This window comes from Bradyrhizobium denitrificans (assembly GCF_013179005.1).
Classification (GTDB): domain Bacteria; phylum Pseudomonadota; class Alphaproteobacteria; order Rhizobiales; family Xanthobacteraceae; genus Bradyrhizobium; species Bradyrhizobium denitrificans.
In genome coordinates this window covers 214,492-232,157 of record NZ_JABFDP010000003.1, presented here as the reverse complement: position 1 = coordinate 232,157, position 17,666 = coordinate 214,492, and the positions used below count along the sequence as shown (strand labels likewise).

The following is a 17,666-nucleotide window of genomic DNA, read 5'->3' as shown; positions in this document are numbered from 1 at the left end:
GGCAGGAGCGCGCGGGGTTCATCGTCGCCGCGCAGGTCTCGGCTGCATCAATTGCGATGCTTGCGCGGCGCCTGCTTGCTGGATGCGGCCGGGGCCGCGGCTGGAGACGGAGCGGCCGCCTCTTCGGCGACCTTGGCCACCGTGATGATCTGGATCTGCTGGTTGACCGAGGCCGTTGGCTTGGACGGATCGAGCAGTTGCTCCTCGCCGAGCCCGATCGATTGCAGCCGCTTGACGGAGATCTTGAACGTATTCGCCAGGATGTCGCGGATCGCATCGGCGCGGCGCTGGCTCAGGATGACATTGGCCTCACGCCTGCCATTGGCCTCGACATGGCCGATGATCAGGAAGGTGTAGGGCAGCAGCTCGGAATGCACCATCGCGTCGGCGATTCGTCCGACGGTCTGATAGGAGTCCGGGCGCACGATCGGCGTGTCCTGGTCGAACTGGATGTCGACATTGAGGGCCGGCAGGTTCATCAGCTCGGGCGCGATCGGCGGGCGCTTCTGCGGCGGCGGCTCGTTGCGGCCGCGCAGCTTGGATCGTTCCTGGGTCTGCTGCTTGAGCGCGGGCAGATCGAGCGTGGGCGCCGCCTCGAAGCGGGCGAGCTGGCGCACGATGTCGTCGCGCGTCACCTCCTGCGACCGCGCCGGTGCCATCGCCGTGATCACGACGACGGCCAGCAACCCGCCGATCAACGATCTCGCTCCGCGCATCAGCGATACCCCGCGTCGCTGATCGCCTGCTGACAGCGCGCACTGACGCCGCTGGCGGTGATCAGGCAGGGGATCGACTTGCTGGTCTCCTTGGTGGAGCCGCTGCACAGCTTGACGATCTCGCGCTGACAAGCATTGGCCACGGTGACCCGCGCGGCAATGCGCTTCTGGATCGCCTCGAACGCCTTGAAATAGGTGGCCTTGCATTGCGCTGACACCACGTCCTGGTTGCGCGACAGGCACTCCTTGAGCCGGTTTGAATCGAGATTGACGCCGCGGCAATTCGCGGTGATGTCGGCGCCGCAGCTCGATGCGATCAGGCCGGCCGACTCGCCAAAGCTGACCGTCTGCGCCGTCGCAAATGACGGCGAGCCCAACACAACCGCAATGATGAACAGGACGTATCCCCGGACCATGGCTGCATCTCATACGACGCGCGCTGCCATGGTCAAGGCCTAACCAAGGCGAAGTGTGAGGTTCGGTTGCTGTTGTCCGATGCTGCGGACCGATGCCCGGTCGACCGTGGCGATCGGGTCACGCCCGCTCGACGAAGCTGTCGACGACCTTCTTCTCGCCGGCCTTGTCGAAGGCGATGGTCAGCTTGTTGCCATCGATCCTGACCACTTTGCCATAGCCGAACTTCTGGTGAAACACGCGGTCGCCGAGCGCGAATTCGGAGGTCGTTCCGGTGGACTTCGCGACCAGCTCGCCCTCGATCGTCAGGGGCCCGCGCTTGTTGCGGCCGAATGGACCGCCGAAGCTGCCGCCGAACGGATCGCGCCCCGCGAACGGCGATGGCTCCTCCTGGAAGCCGCCCTCCGAAGCGCCTCGTGACGCGGGGCGCCGCGCCTGCGCGCGCTGCCAGCCCGGCGTGGAATAGCTCGACCCGAACGATTCGACATTGTCGAACCGCGACGGACCGTAGCCGCCGGCGCCGCCCCAGCCGGAACCGCCCTTGGATTCCGTGATCTCGACGCTGTCGGCCGGCAGTTCATCCAGGAAGCGCGACGGGATGGTCGTGGTCCAGGTGCCGTGAATGCGGCGGTTGGTGGCGAAATAGATCTTGGCGCGTCGCCGCGCGCGCGTCAGGCCGACATGGGCGAGGCGACGCTCCTCTTCGAGCCCGGCGCGGCCCTGTTCGTCGAGCGTGCGTTGGCTCGGGAAGAGGCCTTCCTCCCAGCCCGGCAGGAACACGTTGTCGAACTCCAATCCCTTGGCCGAGTGCAAGGTCATCAACGAGACCGCGTCCTCGTCGGCCGCGCCCTCGCGGTCCATCACCAGCGAGATGTGCTCGAGGAAGCCATGCAGGTTCTCGAACTCCTCCATCGAACGGATGAGCTCTTTCAAATTGTCGAGCCGCCCAGCGGCGTCGGCCGAGCGGTCCTTCTGCCACATCTCGGTATAGCCGCTCTCGTCGAGCACGATCTCGGCGAGCTCGGTGTGCGGCGTCACCTCGCGCTGGGTGCGCCAGCGCTCGAACTGCAGGATCAGCCCGCGCAGCGACCCGCGCGCCTTCGGCTTCAGCTCGTCGGTCTCGACCACCGCGCGCGCCGCTTCGAACAGCGGGATGCGGCGCTTGCGGGCGTGGTCGTGCAGCATCTGCACGGTGGCATCGCCGAGCCCGCGCTTCGGCACGTTGATGATGCGCTCGAAGGCGAGATCGTCGGCCGGCGAATTGATGACGCGCAGATAGGCCAACGCGTCGCGGATCTCGGCGCGCTCATAGAAGCGCGGGCCGCCGATGACGCGATAGGGCAGGCCGAGCGTGACGAAGCGGTCCTCGAACTCGCGCATCTGATACGAGGCGCGCACCAGGATCGCGATGTCGTTGAGCGGTTCGCCCTTGCGCTGCAGCTCCTCGATCTCCTCGCCGATGCCGCGCGCTTCTTCCTCCGAATCCCAGGCGCCGGTGACCGTGACCTTCTCGCCCTCGACATCCTCGGTGCGCAGGGTCTTGCCGAGGCGTCCTTCATTGTGCGTGATCAGATGCGAGGCCGCGGCGAGAATATGCGCCGTCGAGCGATAATTGCGCTCCAGCCGGATCACCTTGGCGCCGGGAAAGTCGTGCTCGAAGCGCAGGATGTTGTCGACCTCGGCGCCGCGCCAGCCATAGATCGACTGGTCGTCGTCGCCGACGCAGCAGATGTTCTTGGGGGCGGGGCCAGCGACCGCAACGCTCTTGTCGTCATCGCCGGGCCGACGCGCAGCGTCGAGAGCCGGTGATCCATCCTCTGAAGAAGCAATGGATGGTCGGGGCGAGCCCGGCAATGACGAACCGGAGGACGGCGCCTGCGACAGGAGCCGCAGCCAGAGGTACTGCGCAACATTGGTGTCCTGATACTCATCGACCAGGATGAACTTGAAGCGGCTCTGATACTGCCTGAGCACATCGGGGTGCTCGCGGAACAGCCGGATGTTTTCGAGCAGCAGGTCGCCGAAATCGGCGGCGTTGAGGATCTTCAGCCGCTCCTGATAGCTCGCATAGAGCTTGCCGCCTTTGCCGTTGCCGAACACGGCGGCTTCGCCGGGCGGCACCTGCGACGGCATCAGGCCGCGGTTTTTCCAGCCATCGATCAGGCCGGCCAGCATGCGCGCCGGCCACCTTTTGTCGTCGATATTTTCGGCCTGCAGCAGCTGCTTGAGGAGGCGGATCTGGTCATCGACGTCGAGCACGGTGAAGTTGGATTTCAGCTGCACCAGCTCGGCATGGCTGCGCAGGATGCGCCCGGCGATCGAGTGGAAGGTGCCGAGCCAAGGCATGCCTTCGACCGCCTGTCCGAGCATCTCGGCGAGACGTGTCTTCATCTCACGCGCCGCCTTGTTGGTGAAGGTCACCGACAGGATCTCGCCGGGGCGCGCCCGGCCCTGGCTCAGAATATGCGCGATGCGGGTGGTGAGCACGCGGGTCTTGCCGGTGCCTGCCCCGGCCAGCACCAGGACAGGGCCATCCAGCGTCTCGACCGCGTCGCGCTGCTCCGTATTGAGGCCCGCGAGATAGCGTGCGCCCCCCGACGCGGCGGCACGCGCACGCGCGGCGATACCGCCGGCGACGGGCTGGTGGTCAGGCGCAGGAAAGGGGCTCACGCGGTTGGGCTCGGTCATCGGCGAATCAGTCTCATCCCGTTGCCGGCATCATACGACGGCATCAACGGGTCTGCAGGAGGAGCCCTCATAGCAGGGATTGACGGCTATATGGGGCCGATCGCCGCGTTTTACAGCCCTAATTCGGGGCAGCGGGAGGGCCGATTGTTCCGCCGATTCGCGAATTTTTAGCCGTGCAGCGCCCTGGAACCAATGTTCCCGGTCTCGATTGTCCCGGCAACGGCGCAGGCTCGCGTCGCTTTGAACCGCAATCGAGAGACAGAGGTCGTGTCATGTTAGGCTGGGTCGTTACCTTCCTGGTTATCGCATTGATCGCCGGCATCCTCGGCTTCGGCGGCGTCGCCGGTGCCTCCATCGAGATCGCCAAGATCATCTTCTTCATCGCTATCGTGCTGTTTCTGGTGTCGGCCGTCGTGGGCCTCGCCCGCGGCCGCACCCGCGTGTAGTCGGCCTCATCCCTGACAATGAGGTCGGCGAAGGGCGTAGCGCCTCGCAAGAGGTGCTGCGCCCTTTGCGCTTTGCTGCTCCGTCACGCCGGCGCAGTGAGCGCGACCTGGACCTTGGCGAGAGCCGGATCGAGCGCCACGGAGGCGAGCCGCGGATCGTTGGACAGCGCGGTCAGGGTCAGCGTCTGGTCCTGGACGCGGAAGATCCGGCACAGCGTCGTGGCCTCCGTTGCATCGCGCAGCATCACCGAGAGCGGCGCGACGGCGTGCTCACCGCTGACCTTCTCGGCGACCAGCGAGAGCCGTGTTGCGGCCGCGGCCAGCCGCTCGGTATGACGGGCGGTGGTATTGGCCGCGAGCGGCAGGCCTTCTTCATTGGTCAGCAGCACGGTCTGGAAACGGCCGACCTCGGCGATCCGGTCGAGCAGCGGCACCAGCTCGCGACGGCGGCCCGGGCGGGTTGCGAGCTGCGCCAGATCCAGCGAGATGCGCTCGCGCTCGACCAGCGGCGCCAGCACGTCCTGGATGGCGCTGCGCAGGCTGGTCTCCCGCTCGGCCGCCTCCTGATTGCTCCGCTCCTGCAGCTGGTCGAGACTGGCCGCCTGCAATTGCACCTGCCGGCGCAGCAGATCGCGCGCCTGCGCGCCCTGGCGCGCGCCGAACAGATAACCGCCGGTGAGCAGAAGAATGGCGGCGCCGAGGCCGCTGAGAATGGCATAGATCGTCATGGTCGCTTCGCTGCCGTGAGTTGATCGCAATCGTCGACGCCGGCGAGCCGCAGGATTGCCTTGCGGTCGCCGGCCACCGCCTCGGCCGTGCCGCGCGCCTCGCCGGCCCCCGCGGCGCGCACCGTGATGCGATGCGCCGCGATGCCATCGCGCTTCAATAGCTCCGCGACGGCCTTGGCGCGCGAATAGCTCAGGAGCACGTTGAGATCCTCGCTGCCGCTGGCGTCTGTATGCCCCTCGACCAGGACCGCCGCGTCGCCATGGCGCGCCAACGCGCTTTGCAGGATCGGCAGCGACCGTTTCACGTCGGCCGGATTGGGCCGCGTGCTGCCGCGCTCGAAGGCGATCGACAGCGGCGCGAAACATTCGGTGGCGGCCTTGCGGGCGGCGGTCGCCGGTTCGGGCAGGGCGGCGACGGGTGTCGGACTGGGCACGCTGATGACAGGCTCCGGCGCAGCGGCTGGGGCTGCGATCGTCACAGGGGTCTGCAACGGCTCCGGCGACGGCGTCTCCGGCGGCTTCAGCAGCGGCTCGGGCGTCCGCTCCGCCGGCGCAGGCGCAGGCGCCTGCGTCACCGCCGGCGGGGCTGAGGCGGCGACCTCGGGCGTGCGTGCCAGGCTCTGCTGCCACAGCGCGGCCGACATGATGGCGATGAGCACGCCGGCGACGGCAAACGCGGCTGCGAGCCAGACCGGAGCCTCCTCGCCGGCGACGGTACAGGGCTCGAAACGCGCTGCAGCCGAGGACGATGGCATGCCGTGCGGCAGCGGTGACGAACCGAAATTGGGAGACGGAGCCAGCATGTCAGGCCGCGGGCACCTTGAACTTCGGCGTGATCAGGTCGATGCCGCATTCGAGCCCGGCGCACCACTCGATGAACTGGCGCGACATCCCCGCATCCGGAAACAGCGCGCCGTGCTGCGGGGCGATGATCTCGATGTCGAGCGGCCGCACCATCTGCGCCCACGCCTTCATCACCCGGTTCGATACCATGTAGCGGCGGTGAAAACCCTCCATGAAGCGGATATGCGCCTTGAAGTCGCGGGTGACCGTATAGTCGACGCCGATCGAGGCGCCGAGATCGCCGCTGTAGAGGATCTTCGAAATCGGATCGTAGAGCTGGAAATTGCCTTCGCTATGCAGGAAATGCGCGGGCAGGGCGTAGAGCTTGCTGCCGGCGAGATCGAACACCATGCCCTCGTCGGGGATCGGCTTCAGCCGGTGGGCGACGATGTGATCGAAGCCGAAATGCGGCACGAAGCGGGTCCACAGCTCGGAGATGTAGGCATCGGCATCGGTGGTCATCAGCCAGCCATTGATCGCCGCCACGATGTCGGGGTCCTGATGCGACAGGAACAGATATTTCAGCCGCCCGCCCGAGAGCTCGCTGAAGGTCTCGCCCAGCACCTTGGAATAGACCTTGTGCCCGCCGGGGTCGAGCAGCATGCCGACGCGGTCATGGATGATCAGATGCTGGTTCGCCTGCACGGCGAGGTCGCCGGCGTTGAAATCCTCCAGCAGGATGTTCTTGTGAACGCCGTCATCATAGAGGACGGTATTGGCCATGAAACTACTCCCTCCGGCGCCGCGCCATTGCCCGCGCCGGCTGTTTTGACGACGATTGCGCTAAAGGACTTTCTGCAGCGAGCGGACCGCCTCGCGCATGTCGAAGAAGGTCAGCCCGAGCTTGCTGTTCTCGTTGGTCAGCGCGAGCAGCAGCGCGCCGCGGCCGGCGCTGACCAGCACCGCGTAGCCGGACTCGCCGCGGATGATGACCTCCTGCAGATGGCTGCGGCCGAGCTCCATCGCCGCGCGGCCACCGAGCGACAGCAGCGTCGCGGTCATGCCGGCGACCCGCGTCTCCTCCATGTCGGCGGCGAGCACGCTTGCGATCATCAGCCCGTCCTCCGAGATCAGAGCGCAGGCCTCGACCCCGAAGGAGTCGCTCTGCAGCTTGCGCAGCACCCGGTTGATTTCATCGAGACGTGACATCGGCTTCTCCTCGACGGCGCGTGCCGAAAACTTGGAATGAAATTGACTCTGAGCCATGGCGGGGTCCTGGTCGTCATCGTGAGTTGTTGAAGCGGAAACGGTGGGAACGTCGGAATTTGCAGCAAAGAAACGAGGGAAGTGGCCGGGAGCCAGCGTCACCGGCGGCTCCGGATCGTCGAGCGGAGCGCTCAGCGCGCGCGTCTCGATCGTCTCGACCGCGTCGTCGAGCGCGCGCTGCTCGGCCTTGATGCGTGATCGCGAAACGGGCGGATTCATCGCCTCGAGCTGAGTGAGCAAAGCGTGGCGGGCCGACTGATAGACTTCGGCGCGGCGCTCGGCATTTGAATCGGGAAGGTTCTCCATCGCGCGCGACAGCAGGATGAAGTAGTCGGCTGTGGTGACGCGGCCAATCGGCGAGGTCGCGTCCGAGGCTTGTGATGTCTTCAGCAGGCTTGCCAAGCGTCCCATTGCAGTCTCGTCAACTCAACGCCACACAACGATGCGTCAGCGTAAGTCGTCATCGGGAGCGCCACGAATGATCTGAATCAAATTAACTAACGTGTGATGCTATTACTTAATATCGCCGTCGCGCCGGCTGATTGCGGGCGCGACTCTGCCGCAATGGTCGTCGTTCGGCCGTATTGTCGCCGTTTTTTCTCGCCGCTGCGCCGCCATTCCGGCCGGAATCTGCTACGATGACGGTCGGCTGATTGCCATGCGGGGAGGGCAATGTGAGCGTCCATGATTATGTGCAGCGCGACGCAACGGCGCTGGCTGACGCGGTCAGGACAGGTGAGACCACGGCGGCCGAGCTGCTGCAGCTCGCCCTGCAGCAGAGCGAGCGGGCGCAGCCGAAGACCAACGCGATCTGCAAGCTGATGGAGCGCGAGGCGCGCACGCAGCTGACCAGGCTCGCAGCCGGCCCCTTTGCCGGCGTGCCGTTTCTGATCAAGGACTGCGCGCAGGACTATGCCGGCCTGCCGACGGCCTGTGGCAGCAAGGCGCTGTCCGGTGTCGTCGCCGCTGAGCATGCGCATGTCGTGCGGCGCTATATCGAGGCCGGCCTTGTGATCTTCGGCAAGACGAATCTTCCGGAGCTGGCGCTGAAGGGCGTGTCCGACTCGCGCGCCTTCGGCCGCGTCAACAATCCCTGGAATGCGGCGCATGTGTCCGGCGGTTCGAGCGGCGGCGCGGCAGCGGCCGTCGCCTCCGGCGTGGTGCCGATGGCCGCCGGCAATGACGGCGGCGGCTCCATTCGCATTCCCGCCGCCTGCTGTGGCCTGTTTGGACTGAAGCCGTCGCGCGGCCGGGTGTCCTCCGGGCCGGGCTTCGGCGAATATTGGTACGGCGCCTCCAGCGAAGGCGTGATCTCGCGCAGTGTGCGCGACACGGCGCTGGCGCTCGACGTCATCACCGGGCCCGAGCCTGGCGATCCGTTTCTCGTGGCCGAGCCTGGCGTGGTGTTCGCGAACGCCGTGACGCGTGATCCGCCGCGCCTGCGCATCGGTGTCACGACGGCCTCACCGATCGGCATGGCAGTTCATGCCGAGGCGAAGCTTGCGACCGAGAATGCCGTCAAACTGCTGCAGGGCCTCGGCCATGAGGTCGAGGAGGCGACGCCCGCCATCGACGGCGGCGCGCTCGCGACCTCGTTCCTGCACATCTATTTCGGCCAGGTGGCGGCGCTGGTGGCGGAGGCGCGCGCCAAAGGCGCCGGGCGCGCGGAGTTCGAGCTGCTGACACGGGTGCTGGCGACGCTCGGCGGGGCGGTCTCCGCCGGCGCGTTGACGATGCAGCTATTGAAATGGAACGGCTTCGCCCGCGCGCTGGCGCGTTTCCATGCGCGCTACGACATGCTGCTGACGCCGACTTTGGCGCATCCGCCGGTGCGCCACGGCCAGGGCGATCCGACGGCGGCCGAGCAGATAGTGCTCGACATGCTCGATCGCGTCGGCCTGCTCGGATTGCTGACGCGCTTAGGCTGGCTCGACGGCATGATCGACAAGATCGCCCGCGACAGCCTGCAATATGTGCCGTTCACCCAACTCGCCAATCTGACCGGCACGCCGGCGATGAGCGTGCCGCTGCATTGGACCGCCGAGGGCCTGCCGCTCGGCGTCCAGTTCACGGGTCGGCTGGGCGATGAAGTCCGGCTGCTGCAGCTCGCTCGTCAGCTCGAGCAGGCGCAGCCTTGGTTCGACCGCCTGCCGGACTGGGTGCGTTCGGGCTGAGCTTATTTCTTCGGCATGCCGATGGCGCGGCCAAGGCCCTCGGGCCGCGGCAGCGCAGCATGCGCCTGCAGCACGCGTCCGATATTGTCCTGGATATCGGCCGGGAAGGGCGCGACCTTGCGCCTGGTCATGTCGATATGCACCGACATGTTCTCGGAGGTCGCGGAGATCCAGCCTTCGTCGGCGTGGCGCAGCTCTTCGAACGTGTGCAGCCGCTTTTCGTCGGCGGCGATCAGCCAGACGGCGATCCGGACGGGATCGCCGAGATGGATCTCGCGCAGATACCGCACATGGCATTCGGCGGTGAAGGTCGAGCCTTGGCGGTCCTTCATGTAGGCCGGCCCGATGCCGAGCTCGGCCCACATCTGATCGATCGCGCGGTCGAACATCACGTTGTAATAGGCCATGTTGAGGTGGCCGTTGTAGTCGATCCATTGCGGCTCGATCTGCATGATCTGCGACAGGAACGGGCCGCCGCCGGCCGGTGTGGGCATTGCATTATCGCTCATCGGCTCTTCCGTTTGCTCCCTTGACCCCTGTTGCGTCCTTTGCCACGGTCCGCCCAACTCGCGGAGGACATTGTGGCGACGACTCTTCCCCATCACGACCTGAAGCGGCCGGCGCCGGAGGCGCTGAAAAGCGCGCTCGACGCGCTCGCGGCGCGCTTCGGCAACAGGCTGATCACCTCGCAGGCCGTGCGCGAGCAGCATGGCCATACCACGACCTGGCTGCCGACGCAGCCGCCGGATGGCGTGGTGCTGGCGCAGGAGACCGCCGACATCCAGGACGTCGTCCGCATCTGCGCTGCCCGTGGCGTGCCGATCATTCCGTTCGGCACCGGCACCTCGCTCGAGGGCCAGGTCAACGCGCCGGCCGGCGGCATCTGCATCGACCTGCGCGACATGAACAAGGTGCTCGAGGTGCATGCCGAGGATCTCGACTGCGTGATCCAGCCCGGCATCACCCGCAAGACGCTCAACGAATATCTCCGCGACCAGGGCCTGTTCTTTCCGATCGATCCCGGCGCCGACGCTTCGCTCGGCGGCATGGCCTCGACCCGGGCCTCCGGCACCAACGCCGTGCGCTACGGCACCATCCGCGAGAACGTGCTGGCGCTGAAGGTCGTGCGGGCTGACGGCGAAATCATCAAGACCGGCACCCGCGCCAAGAAATCGGCGGCCGGCTACGATCTGACGCATCTGTTCATCGGCGCCGAGGGCACGCTCGGCATCATCTGCGAGATGACGATCCGGCTGCGCGGCATTCCCGAGACCATCGCTGCGGCCGCATGCTCGTTTGAAACGGTGCGCGGGGCTTGTCAGGCGACCATCCTGGCGATCCAGACCGGCATCCCGGTGGCGCGCATCGAACTGCTCAATGCCGCGCAGGTCAAGGCCTGCAACGCCTATTCGAAGCTGACCCTGCCGGAGACGCCGCTGCTGCTCTTGGAGTTCCATGGCAGCGAGGCCGAGGTCGCCGAACAGTCGAAGAATTTTGCGGAGATCGCCGCCGAATGCGGTGGCGGTGAGTTCAGCTGGACCACGAAGCCCGAGGATCGCACCAAGCTGTGGCAGGCGCGCCACGACGCCTACTGGTCCGTGAAGGCCATCCGGCCGGGCGCCGGCGTGGTTGCGACCGATGTCTGCGTGCCGATCTCGCGGCTGGCCGATTGTGTCGGCGAGACCGAGGAGGATCTCGCGCGTCTCAATCTGACCTCGCCGATCGTCGGCCATGTCGGCGATGGCAATTTCCACTGCTCGCTGATGTGCGATGTCGACGACGCCGGCGAGATGGCGCGCGGCGAGGAGTTCATGCATCGGCTGGTCGAGCGCGCCCAGGCGATGGGCGGCACCTGCACCGGCGAGCATGGCATCGGCCAGGGCAAGCAGAAATACCTCAAATCCGAACTCGGCGAGGAAGCCCTCGATGCGATGCGGGCGGTGAAGAAGGCGCTCGATCCGCAGAACATCTTCAATCCCGGCAAGATCATTCCGGCGAACTGACCTCGTTGGCGGTTCTGGACCTCTTCCCGTTGAACGACGGGGAGAGGGAGCGCATCGCCGATGCGGCGACAGCTCTGAGCCAACCGCTTCGTGTGGGGACCACCAAACGAAGTAAGATTGCCAAACAACAGCGCCGCCGCGTTCGACACGCGGCGGCGCTGTTGTCATGACGGGATCAACGGCAGACGCGGCGCGGTCCCCACGGTGTCGGACGCACCCAGCAGGTGCGCGGGCCGTAGCCATAGCCGTAGTAGGCGCGCGGCGCGGGACGGCAGCGGCCCCAGCGATCGGGGAACCAACCCGGACCGCAGCCGCCGGCGACGCGCTCGACATTGCTGTCCGGCGCGGCCGGCTGAGCCGGCAGCGTGAAGGCGTGCGCGGCCGATGCGCCGAGCATCACGGTCGCGGCGAACAGGGCGGAGGTGAACAGATTGCGCATTGCAGTGCGGTCCTCTCGTTGGTTTCGACTTGCTTGCAGTCCTTAGACGTTGCGGGACGCAATTTAGTTTCGCAATTCTTTCGACGTCGCGAAACCTCGTCCGATTACCACAGCACATGAGCGACATGGTGATCATGCCGCGCAGCTCTGCTGATCATCTGCCGCATCGCTGTCGTTCTATCAGCGAATCTACAATATGTTTGCTGCAGGGAACATGAACGCGGCTTGCGTCCATGCACGGCGATCGGCGCAGCGGCATCAATTGCCGGCATCAATTGCCGGCATCAATTGCCGGCTTGGCGCGCCTTGGCATCCTTCAGCGCCGTCCTGCAGCCATCGGACAGTCTGTCGAACGTCTCGATCATGCACTGCTTGATGCGGCCGCCTCCCGGCGTGACTCCGGAGCAGAGCGTGCGCAGATCGTCAGCGCAGGCATGGCGCAGCGCGCCCCTGTCCTGCGCCCGTGCGTTCGTGATGGAAACGGCTATCAATAGCAGCGGAACCAGTTTGCGCATGAACGATGATCCTTCCTCATGGCGTCATGAAGCCGGATGTCTCGCCGAAGATGTTTTCTCGGATATGTCGTTCGTTGCTGCGTTTGTAACGATTTGTATCGCCCGCCTCACGCGGTGTCAGCCGGTCGTCCCCCGCAGCTTTCGCAGCGCGAGGTCGACGCTGCGGAACACGCGGTCGCGCGGCAGCACGTCGTACAGGCCGAAGCGCTCGAACGCCTCCTGGGCGCGCAGCGATTCCAGCCGGGCCACCGCAAAGACGATGCCGTCCTTGTTGCACTGCTCGATCACCTCGTGCAGTGCTTGGGCAGCGGTGTAGTCGATCTCGACCATCGCGCTCGCTTCCAGCACGAGAAGGCGCGGACTGCGGCGCTGCAGCAGATGCTGCAGGTCGGCGCGAAATGTCGCGGCGTTCAGGAAGCTGAGCGGCGCCTGGAAGCCGATCACGGCGATGTCGGACAGCTGTTCGCCCCTGATGTGCGGATGCGCCGGCCACCAGATCGTCGTATCGGGCACGCGCTCGAAGGTGATGAGATGCGCGCGGGTCGTGCTCCAGATGCCGTGCAGCAGCGATAGCGTGATGCCGAGCGCGACACCCTGCTCGATCGGCAGCACCACGATCGCGGCCGCGGTCGCCATGATCAGCAGGAACTCGCCCTTTGACGCGCGATACACCCTGGCAATCTGCGCCACGCGGATGATGCGCTGCGCGACGAACAGCAGCACGCCGCCCAGGGCCGCTTCCGGCACATGCGCCAGCAGCCGCGCCCCGAACAGCACGAGCAGCAGCACGATGATAGCGGCCAGCAGTCCGGCGACCTGGGAGCGTCCGCCGGTCTCGACCACGATGCCGGTGCGCGGCGGGCTCGCATTGACCGGAAACGCCCCGAACAAGCCGGCGAGCAGGCTGCCGGCGCCCGCGCCGAGGAAGTCGCGGTCGACATCGGCCGGATGGTCGGGAGCGGAAGGGAACGACCGGGTCGTTGCCGATGTCTGCACCATGACGACCACGGCGATCAGGAAGGCGAGCGGCACCAGCTTGGCCCATTGCTCGGCCCCGATCAGCGGCATCGAGGGCATCGGAATCGTCCCGGAAATCTCGCCGATCACATGCACGCCCTTCGCCTCGAGCCCCGCCGAGGCCACGTACAGCGTCGAGGCGACGAGCGCGATGAGCGCGCCGGGAATGCGCGCGCTGATCCGCTCGCACACCATCACCGTCGCCAGCACGCCGAAGCCGATGATGAGCGTGTGGATGTTGGTTTTGCCGAGCCCGCCCGCGAGGCCGGCGATCCGCGCCAATGTCGGTCCGCCCGGCGACGGCAGTCCCAGCACGCTCGGCAATTGCGAGACGATGATGTGCACGGCGATGCCGGCCAGAAAGCCGACCGTCACCGGCACCGACAACAGATTCGCGATGCCGCCGAGCCGGAAGCCTCCGGCGAGCACCAGCAGAACTCCGACCAGCAGGGCCAGCGCCGCGGCCAGGCTGCCATACTCCGGCGTGCCGGTGGCGGCGAGCAAAGCCAAGCCGGCGGCGAAGATCGGGGTGATCGTGGAATCGGCGCCGCAGGACAGGAAGCGGTTGGCGCCGAACAGGGCGAAACCCAGTGAGCCGGCCATGAAAGCGAAAAAGCCGGTTTCCGGTGTGAAGCCGCCGAGTTTGGCGGTCGCCATCTGCTCGGGGATCGCGATCGCGGCGAGCGTCAGCCCGGCAGCGAGGTCGGCGGGAACGGAGCTGATCCGCCATCCCGCGAGCGAGCGCAGCAAGGGCCAGTGCTGGCCATCTTCGTTGCGCGTTGACAGGGTCATATCGATATCTCCCAAAGCACGATCCAAGAGCCGCTGGTTGGTTCACGCAAGGTCGCGATCCCATGGTGGCTCCGGAGCGAAGGCCGCCGCGAGGTAATCGATGAAGGCTCGCACCTTGGCCGACGGCGTGCGGTCCGGCAGGTAGACGGCGTGAACCGCCAAAAGCTCCGACGGCGGAACATCCAGCCTCACCGGCACCAATCGTCCGGCGCGCACCTCGTCGCCGACGATGAAGGTCGGCTGGTAGATCAGGCCTTGGCCAGCCAGCGCGGCGGCGAGCAGCGCATCGCCATTGTTGGCGCGCAGATTGCCGCTCACGGTCACATCGATCGCCGTCTTGCCGCCCATGCGCCAGCGCGAAGGGCCCGCCGCTGCCAGGGTGTAACCGAGACAATTATGGTCGGCGAGATCGGCCGTCCGGCGCGGCGTGCCATGCGCCTCGAGATAGGACGGCGCGGCGCAGATCATCATCCGGCACGGCGCGAGCCGCCGCGCCACCAGGCTGGAGTCCTTCAGCGTGCCGATCCGGATCGCGAGGTCCCAGCCTTCCTCGATCAGGTCAACCAGCCGGTCGTTCAGCCCGAGCTCGACGCTGACACCGGGATACAGCGCGGCAAAGCGGGCGAGCAGCGGCGCGATTTGACGCGTGCCGAACGCCAGCGGGACGTTCAGCCGCAACAGTCCGCGCGGCTCGACGCGGTCGGCCGCGATCGCGCTCTCGGCCGCCTCGAAATCGCCGAGCACGCGTTCGGCGAGGTCGAGATAGCGCCGTCCCGCCTCGGTGATGGTCAGCCGCCGCGTGGTGCGGTGAAACAGCTTGGCGCCGAGCCGCGCTTCGAGCGCTGCGAGGTGCTTGGTGACCATGGTCGGAGACATGCCGAGCAGCCGTGCCGCTCCGGACAGGCTGCCGGATCCGGCCACCTTCGAGAGGACTTCCAGCCCTGTCAGCCGGTCAAGCAATCCGCCATCTCACTCTGGGGGTGTGAACTGAATTTCCATCGTACCGGATTATCTCCTAACGGGAAATGATCCATATCCCCGGATGTCCCCACCGGAGGTTTTGATGATCGATTCCCGTACTGCGCCTTATGCTGCGCTCCTGCTCCGCATCACGCTCGGCGGCCTGTTTCTGGCCCATGCCAGCCTCAAACTGTTCGTGTTCAGCCCGGCCGGCACCGCCAAGTTCTTCGGCAGCATCGGTCTGCCGCCAGAGCTCGCCTATGCCGTGATCACGGCCGAGATCCTGGCGGGCATTGCCCTGATCCTCGGCGTCTATACCCGCTGGGTCGCGCTTGCTGCCGTGCCGATCCTGCTCGGCGCCATTTTCACTGTGCATGGCTCCGCCGGGTTCTTCTTCAACAATCCGAAGGGCGGCTGGGAGTACCCGGCATTCTGGGCCGTCACGCTCGTGATCCAGGCCCTGCTCGGCGACGGCGCCTTCGCCCTCGGCGGCCTGCGCACCAGCCTCGCCGGCGGCCAGCTGCGCAGCGCGCATTGACGCTGACGTGAAGCCCGCTGGCCGTCACCACATCCCCACTGTCATCCCCGCGAAAGCGGGGATCCATAACCACAGGGCCCCAACCACAGGGCCCCATTTGGGGCAGGCGAGACGACCCGTCTGTTCCAACCGCGACATCACGCGGTATGGGTCCCGGGGCGGCGCCCGACCATCGCGGTGCGACGCTCAGGCTTGCCTGGGACAACAATTGTGGTTGGCGCGCGACCTAAGATACCAATCGAACGAGGAGCGATGACATGACCCTGCCCAGCATCTTCCTGTCGCACGGCTCGCCGATGCTGCCGCTGACGGCATCGGCGGCGCGGGACTTTCTCGCCGGCCTCGGCAACAGCCTGCCGCGGCCGAAGGCCATCCTCGTGATCTCGGCGCATTGGGAGACCGACATCCCGGCCGTCAATGCCGTTGCCGCCAATGAGACGATCTACGATTTCTACGGCTTTCCGCGTGAGCTCTACGAGTTGCGCTATCCCGCGCCGGGTGCGCCCGATCTTGCGCTGGCCGTGGCCGCGCGCCTCCAGGCCGCCGGCCTTCCCGTCGGCGTCGACCGCGCCCGCGGGCTCGACCACGGCGCCTGGGTGCCGCTGCTCCTGATGTACCCGCAAGCCGCCATTCCCGTGATGCAGCTGTCGATCCAGACGGAGCAGGGGCCTGCGCATCATCTCGCGCTCGGCCGCGCGCTGGCGCCGCTTCGCGACGAAGGCGTGCTGATCATCGGCAGTGGCAGCTTCACCCATAATCTCGGCGAGTTCCGCAAGCGCCGGCCCGAGATCGACGATCCCGCGCCGTCCTGGGTGGTCGACTTCGCCGACTGGGTGCACAGCGCCGCGATCGAAGGCCGTATCGACGACCTGGTCAACTATCGCCGTCTGGCGCCGCATGCTCGCGACAATCACCCGACCGACGAGCACTTCCTGCCGCTGTTCGCCGCGCTCGGTGCCGCCGGCGAGAATGCCCGCGTCGAGCGGCTGCACAACAGCGCGAACTACGGCGTGCTGCGCATGGACGTCTACGCCTTTCATGCGGAGCGGCGCGCTGATGTCGCTGCATAATTTGGAAGCGCTGCAAATAGGGCGGTTGTAGCGCTAGCTCCGCGTGCCGGCTAATCGTAAGTGGGTGGGGGCCGCCACACGAATTTTTGTCGCTTGCGATCCCATTTCAGCATTGTGAAATCGTCGCAGTCCATGCACGACCATACGGTGATCGTCTGGTCGTCGTCGAGCGAAAGCGCGCTATATTGGTGCGGCGTCTTGAACGCACCGAGCAGACGGATTCTCGGTTTGCCGACGGTGGGCAGGTCGAGGATCATGACGAAGCGTCCCCGCGGTCCCTTGCATTCCTCGTAGACGCCGACAAGCGCGACTTGCCGGGTCTTGGATCCGTCGAACTGGCCCTCGATCGCGAATGACCGTTGGCTTGCTTCCATTGCGTCTTCGCCGCCTGCGAACAGAAACTCTCGTGGGATAAGCTCCTTTCGAAACTCAGTTGCCTTGCACCAGCCCTTCCGGATCTGTCCGACGGGAATCCCGCGGACCTCGGTCGTGAAGGGATGAAACTCGGCGAGCACCCACCAGGCAGTGCTGCTTGTATCTCCTTCGACCGTCATGAAAGGCTGCTCGGCGCGAGCAACGACCGCGCTGGAGATCAAGATGAAACTCAGGGTTGCAATCAGTTGCCGCAAGTTACGGGGCAACTTACCAAGGGCGTGCCGCTCATGCATCGTGACTGCTGTTCAGTATCTGTTGCCGGCCAAAGCCGCGCCAGCCTATTTGGCGACTGTGTAAAGCGTCAAGGCGATTTGATCCTCCAGCACGTCATCTTCGTCGAAATCGCTTCGCGGCACGCGAAGTGGAAGGACGCCAGACCATGACGGCAGAGTGCCGTCTGCCCGTCGGGTTATTATGTCGCAGGCGATTTCGCTTGTGTCGTCGAGCAAATCACCGCGATCTTTTCGCGCATCCCGCCTCACTTTGGAGGGCGTTGCGCGCGATCGTCACGACACGCGAGGCGGGGAGCGGTGGCCGTGAGGTGTTTGCAGCAGGCTCGAAGAGCATGCCGACGAACGAATGTCTTGCGGACGTGAAATCGCAGCGGCCTGACACCCCGATGCTGGTGTCCAGCGCAATGCGCGAGAAGCGCATTGTCGCGATATGGTGGCCAACAAGCCCG

Annotated in this window: 18 protein-coding genes; 5 read left to right on the top strand and 13 right to left on the bottom strand. The window is 66.1% G+C overall.

All coding sequences use genetic code 11. The features are described 5' to 3' along the window. Window positions 1-47 precede the first annotated feature (47 nt). The 3 genes from HL671_RS04545 to HL671_RS04535 form a co-directional block, all read right to left on the bottom strand. Window positions 48-716: an OmpA family protein gene (locus HL671_RS04545; RefSeq protein ID WP_172235727.1), complete on the bottom strand. Its 669-nt coding sequence runs from the start codon at window positions 714-716 to the stop codon at window positions 48-50. Beyond that, entirely contained in the window at window positions 716-1,132 is a 417-nt protein-coding gene (locus HL671_RS04540; RefSeq protein WP_172235726.1) for a hypothetical protein, read from the bottom strand. Before HL671_RS04540 ends, HL671_RS04545 begins: the two co-directional genes overlap by 1 nt. 118 nt (window positions 1,133-1,250) lie before the next feature. After that, the gene (locus HL671_RS04535; protein WP_172235725.1) at window positions 1,251-3,818 is read right to left on the bottom strand and encodes an ATP-dependent helicase; all 2,568 of its coding nucleotides are present in this window, start codon (window positions 3,816-3,818) and stop codon (window positions 1,251-1,253) included. Between the two features lie 272 nt (window positions 3,819-4,090). Between HL671_RS04535 and HL671_RS04530 the strand changes: the two genes are divergently transcribed. Continuing rightward, window positions 4,091-4,264, top strand: a complete 174-nt coding sequence (locus HL671_RS04530; RefSeq protein ID WP_008964634.1) for a DUF1328 domain-containing protein — start codon at window positions 4,091-4,093, stop codon at window positions 4,262-4,264. Between the two features lie 83 nt (window positions 4,265-4,347). Here HL671_RS04530 and HL671_RS04525 read toward each other — a convergent pair whose 3' ends face one another. The 4 genes from HL671_RS04525 to HL671_RS04510 are packed head-to-tail and all read right to left on the bottom strand — an operon-like array spanning window position 4,348 to window position 7,452. Next, window positions 4,348-4,992: a hypothetical protein gene (locus HL671_RS04525; protein ID WP_012046014.1), complete on the bottom strand. Its 645-nt coding sequence runs from the start codon at window positions 4,990-4,992 to the stop codon at window positions 4,348-4,350. Next, the gene (locus HL671_RS04520) at window positions 4,989-5,795 is read right to left on the bottom strand and encodes an OmpA family protein (RefSeq protein ID WP_172235724.1); all 807 of its coding nucleotides are present in this window, start codon (window positions 5,793-5,795) and stop codon (window positions 4,989-4,991) included. Before HL671_RS04520 ends, HL671_RS04525 begins: the two co-directional genes overlap by 4 nt. A 1-nt stretch (window position 5,796) precedes the next feature. Beyond that, window positions 5,797-6,558, bottom strand: coding sequence for an oxygen-binding di-iron domain-containing protein (locus HL671_RS04515; RefSeq protein ID WP_012046012.1), 762 nt, complete (start codon window positions 6,556-6,558; stop codon window positions 5,797-5,799). A gap of 60 nt (window positions 6,559-6,618) precedes the next feature. Next, window positions 6,619-7,452, bottom strand: coding sequence for a roadblock/LC7 domain-containing protein (locus HL671_RS04510; RefSeq protein ID WP_012046011.1), 834 nt, complete (start codon window positions 7,450-7,452; stop codon window positions 6,619-6,621). Window positions 7,453-7,715: 263 nt separating this feature from the next. Here HL671_RS04510 and HL671_RS04505 point away from each other — a divergent pair, with 263 nt between their 5' ends. Then, complete coding sequence (locus HL671_RS04505) at window positions 7,716-9,215, top strand: amidase (protein ID WP_172235723.1); 1,500 nt, start codon at window positions 7,716-7,718, stop codon at window positions 9,213-9,215. A 2-nt stretch (window positions 9,216-9,217) separates the two neighbouring features. On the opposite strand, the gene HL671_RS04500 is transcribed toward HL671_RS04505, so the two are convergent. Then, entirely contained in the window at window positions 9,218-9,724 is a 507-nt protein-coding gene (locus tag HL671_RS04500) for a thioesterase family protein (protein WP_246579716.1), read from the bottom strand. 72 nt (window positions 9,725-9,796) lie between these two features. Here HL671_RS04500 and HL671_RS04495 point away from each other — a divergent pair, with 72 nt between their 5' ends. Further along, window positions 9,797-11,218 (top strand): FAD-binding oxidoreductase, encoded by a 1,422-nt coding sequence (locus tag HL671_RS04495; RefSeq protein ID WP_172235722.1) that lies wholly within the window; start codon window positions 9,797-9,799, stop codon window positions 11,216-11,218. A 175-nt stretch (window positions 11,219-11,393) separates the two neighbouring features. On the opposite strand, the gene HL671_RS04490 is transcribed toward HL671_RS04495, so the two are convergent. The 4 genes from HL671_RS04490 to HL671_RS04475 all read right to left on the bottom strand — a co-directional run bounded on the left by HL671_RS04490 (window position 11,394) and on the right by HL671_RS04475 (window position 14,941). Continuing rightward, a complete protein-coding gene (locus HL671_RS04490) occupies window positions 11,394-11,657 on the bottom strand; it encodes a GCG_CRPN prefix-to-repeats domain-containing protein (RefSeq protein WP_012046007.1) in 264 nt (87 codons plus the stop codon). Between the two features lie 284 nt (window positions 11,658-11,941). Then, window positions 11,942-12,172 carry a hypothetical protein gene (locus HL671_RS04485; RefSeq protein WP_172235721.1) on the bottom strand — a complete coding sequence of 77 codons (231 nt, stop codon included), beginning with the start codon at window positions 12,170-12,172 and terminating at the stop codon, window positions 11,942-11,944. Between the two features lie 117 nt (window positions 12,173-12,289). Continuing rightward, window positions 12,290-13,981 (bottom strand): SulP family inorganic anion transporter, encoded by a 1,692-nt coding sequence (locus tag HL671_RS04480; RefSeq protein ID WP_172235720.1) that lies wholly within the window; start codon window positions 13,979-13,981, stop codon window positions 12,290-12,292. Between the two features lie 42 nt (window positions 13,982-14,023). Continuing rightward, window positions 14,024-14,941 (bottom strand): LysR family transcriptional regulator, encoded by a 918-nt coding sequence (locus HL671_RS04475; RefSeq protein ID WP_172235719.1) that lies wholly within the window; start codon window positions 14,939-14,941, stop codon window positions 14,024-14,026. A gap of 103 nt (window positions 14,942-15,044) precedes the next feature. Here HL671_RS04475 and HL671_RS04470 point away from each other — a divergent pair, with 103 nt between their 5' ends. Together HL671_RS04470 and HL671_RS04465 are read left to right on the top strand one after the other, a co-directional pair. Next, window positions 15,045-15,479, top strand: a complete 435-nt coding sequence (locus HL671_RS04470; protein ID WP_172235718.1) for a DoxX family protein — start codon at window positions 15,045-15,047, stop codon at window positions 15,477-15,479. Between the two features lie 257 nt (window positions 15,480-15,736). Next, window positions 15,737-16,549 carry a DODA-type extradiol aromatic ring-opening family dioxygenase gene (locus tag HL671_RS04465; RefSeq protein ID WP_172235717.1) on the top strand — a complete coding sequence of 271 codons (813 nt, stop codon included), beginning with the start codon at window positions 15,737-15,739 and terminating at the stop codon, window positions 16,547-16,549. 50 nt (window positions 16,550-16,599) lie between these two features. Here HL671_RS04465 and HL671_RS04460 read toward each other — a convergent pair whose 3' ends face one another. Then, the gene (locus tag HL671_RS04460; RefSeq protein WP_244424181.1) at window positions 16,600-17,217 is read right to left on the bottom strand and encodes a hypothetical protein; all 618 of its coding nucleotides are present in this window, start codon (window positions 17,215-17,217) and stop codon (window positions 16,600-16,602) included. Window positions 17,218-17,666: the final 449 nt, after the last annotated feature.

Coding starts and splice junctions, on each gene's coding strand:
- HL671_RS04545 (WP_172235727.1), bottom strand. CDS start 716: ATGCGCGGAGCGAGATCGTTGATCGGCGGGTTGCTGGCCGTCGTCGTG.
- HL671_RS04540 (WP_172235726.1), bottom strand. CDS start 1,132: ATGGTCCGGGGATACGTCCTGTTCATCATTGCGGTTGTGTTGGGCTCG.
- HL671_RS04535 (WP_172235725.1), bottom strand. CDS start 3,818: ATGACCGAGCCCAACCGCGTGAGCCCCTTTCCTGCGCCTGACCACCAG.
- HL671_RS04530 (WP_008964634.1), top strand. CDS start 4,091: ATGTTAGGCTGGGTCGTTACCTTCCTGGTTATCGCATTGATCGCCGGC.
- HL671_RS04525 (WP_012046014.1), bottom strand. CDS start 4,992: ATGACGATCTATGCCATTCTCAGCGGCCTCGGCGCCGCCATTCTTCTG.
- HL671_RS04520 (WP_172235724.1), bottom strand. CDS start 5,795: ATGCTGGCTCCGTCTCCCAATTTCGGTTCGTCACCGCTGCCGCACGGC.
- HL671_RS04515 (WP_012046012.1), bottom strand. CDS start 6,558: ATGGCCAATACCGTCCTCTATGATGACGGCGTTCACAAGAACATCCTG.
- HL671_RS04510 (WP_012046011.1), bottom strand. CDS start 7,452: ATGGGACGCTTGGCAAGCCTGCTGAAGACATCACAAGCCTCGGACGCG.
- HL671_RS04500 (WP_246579716.1), bottom strand. CDS start 9,724: ATGAGCGATAATGCAATGCCCACACCGGCCGGCGGCGGCCCGTTCCTG.
- HL671_RS04490 (WP_012046007.1), bottom strand. CDS start 11,657: ATGCGCAATCTGTTCACCTCCGCCCTGTTCGCCGCGACCGTGATGCTC.
- HL671_RS04485 (WP_172235721.1), bottom strand. CDS start 12,172: ATGCGCAAACTGGTTCCGCTGCTATTGATAGCCGTTTCCATCACGAAC.
- HL671_RS04480 (WP_172235720.1), bottom strand. CDS start 13,981: ATGACCCTGTCAACGCGCAACGAAGATGGCCAGCACTGGCCCTTGCTG.
- HL671_RS04470 (WP_172235718.1), top strand. CDS start 15,045: ATGATCGATTCCCGTACTGCGCCTTATGCTGCGCTCCTGCTCCGCATC.
- HL671_RS04465 (WP_172235717.1), top strand. CDS start 15,737: ATGACCCTGCCCAGCATCTTCCTGTCGCACGGCTCGCCGATGCTGCCG.
- HL671_RS04460 (WP_244424181.1), bottom strand. CDS start 17,217: ATGCATGAGCGGCACGCCCTTGGTAAGTTGCCCCGTAACTTGCGGCAA.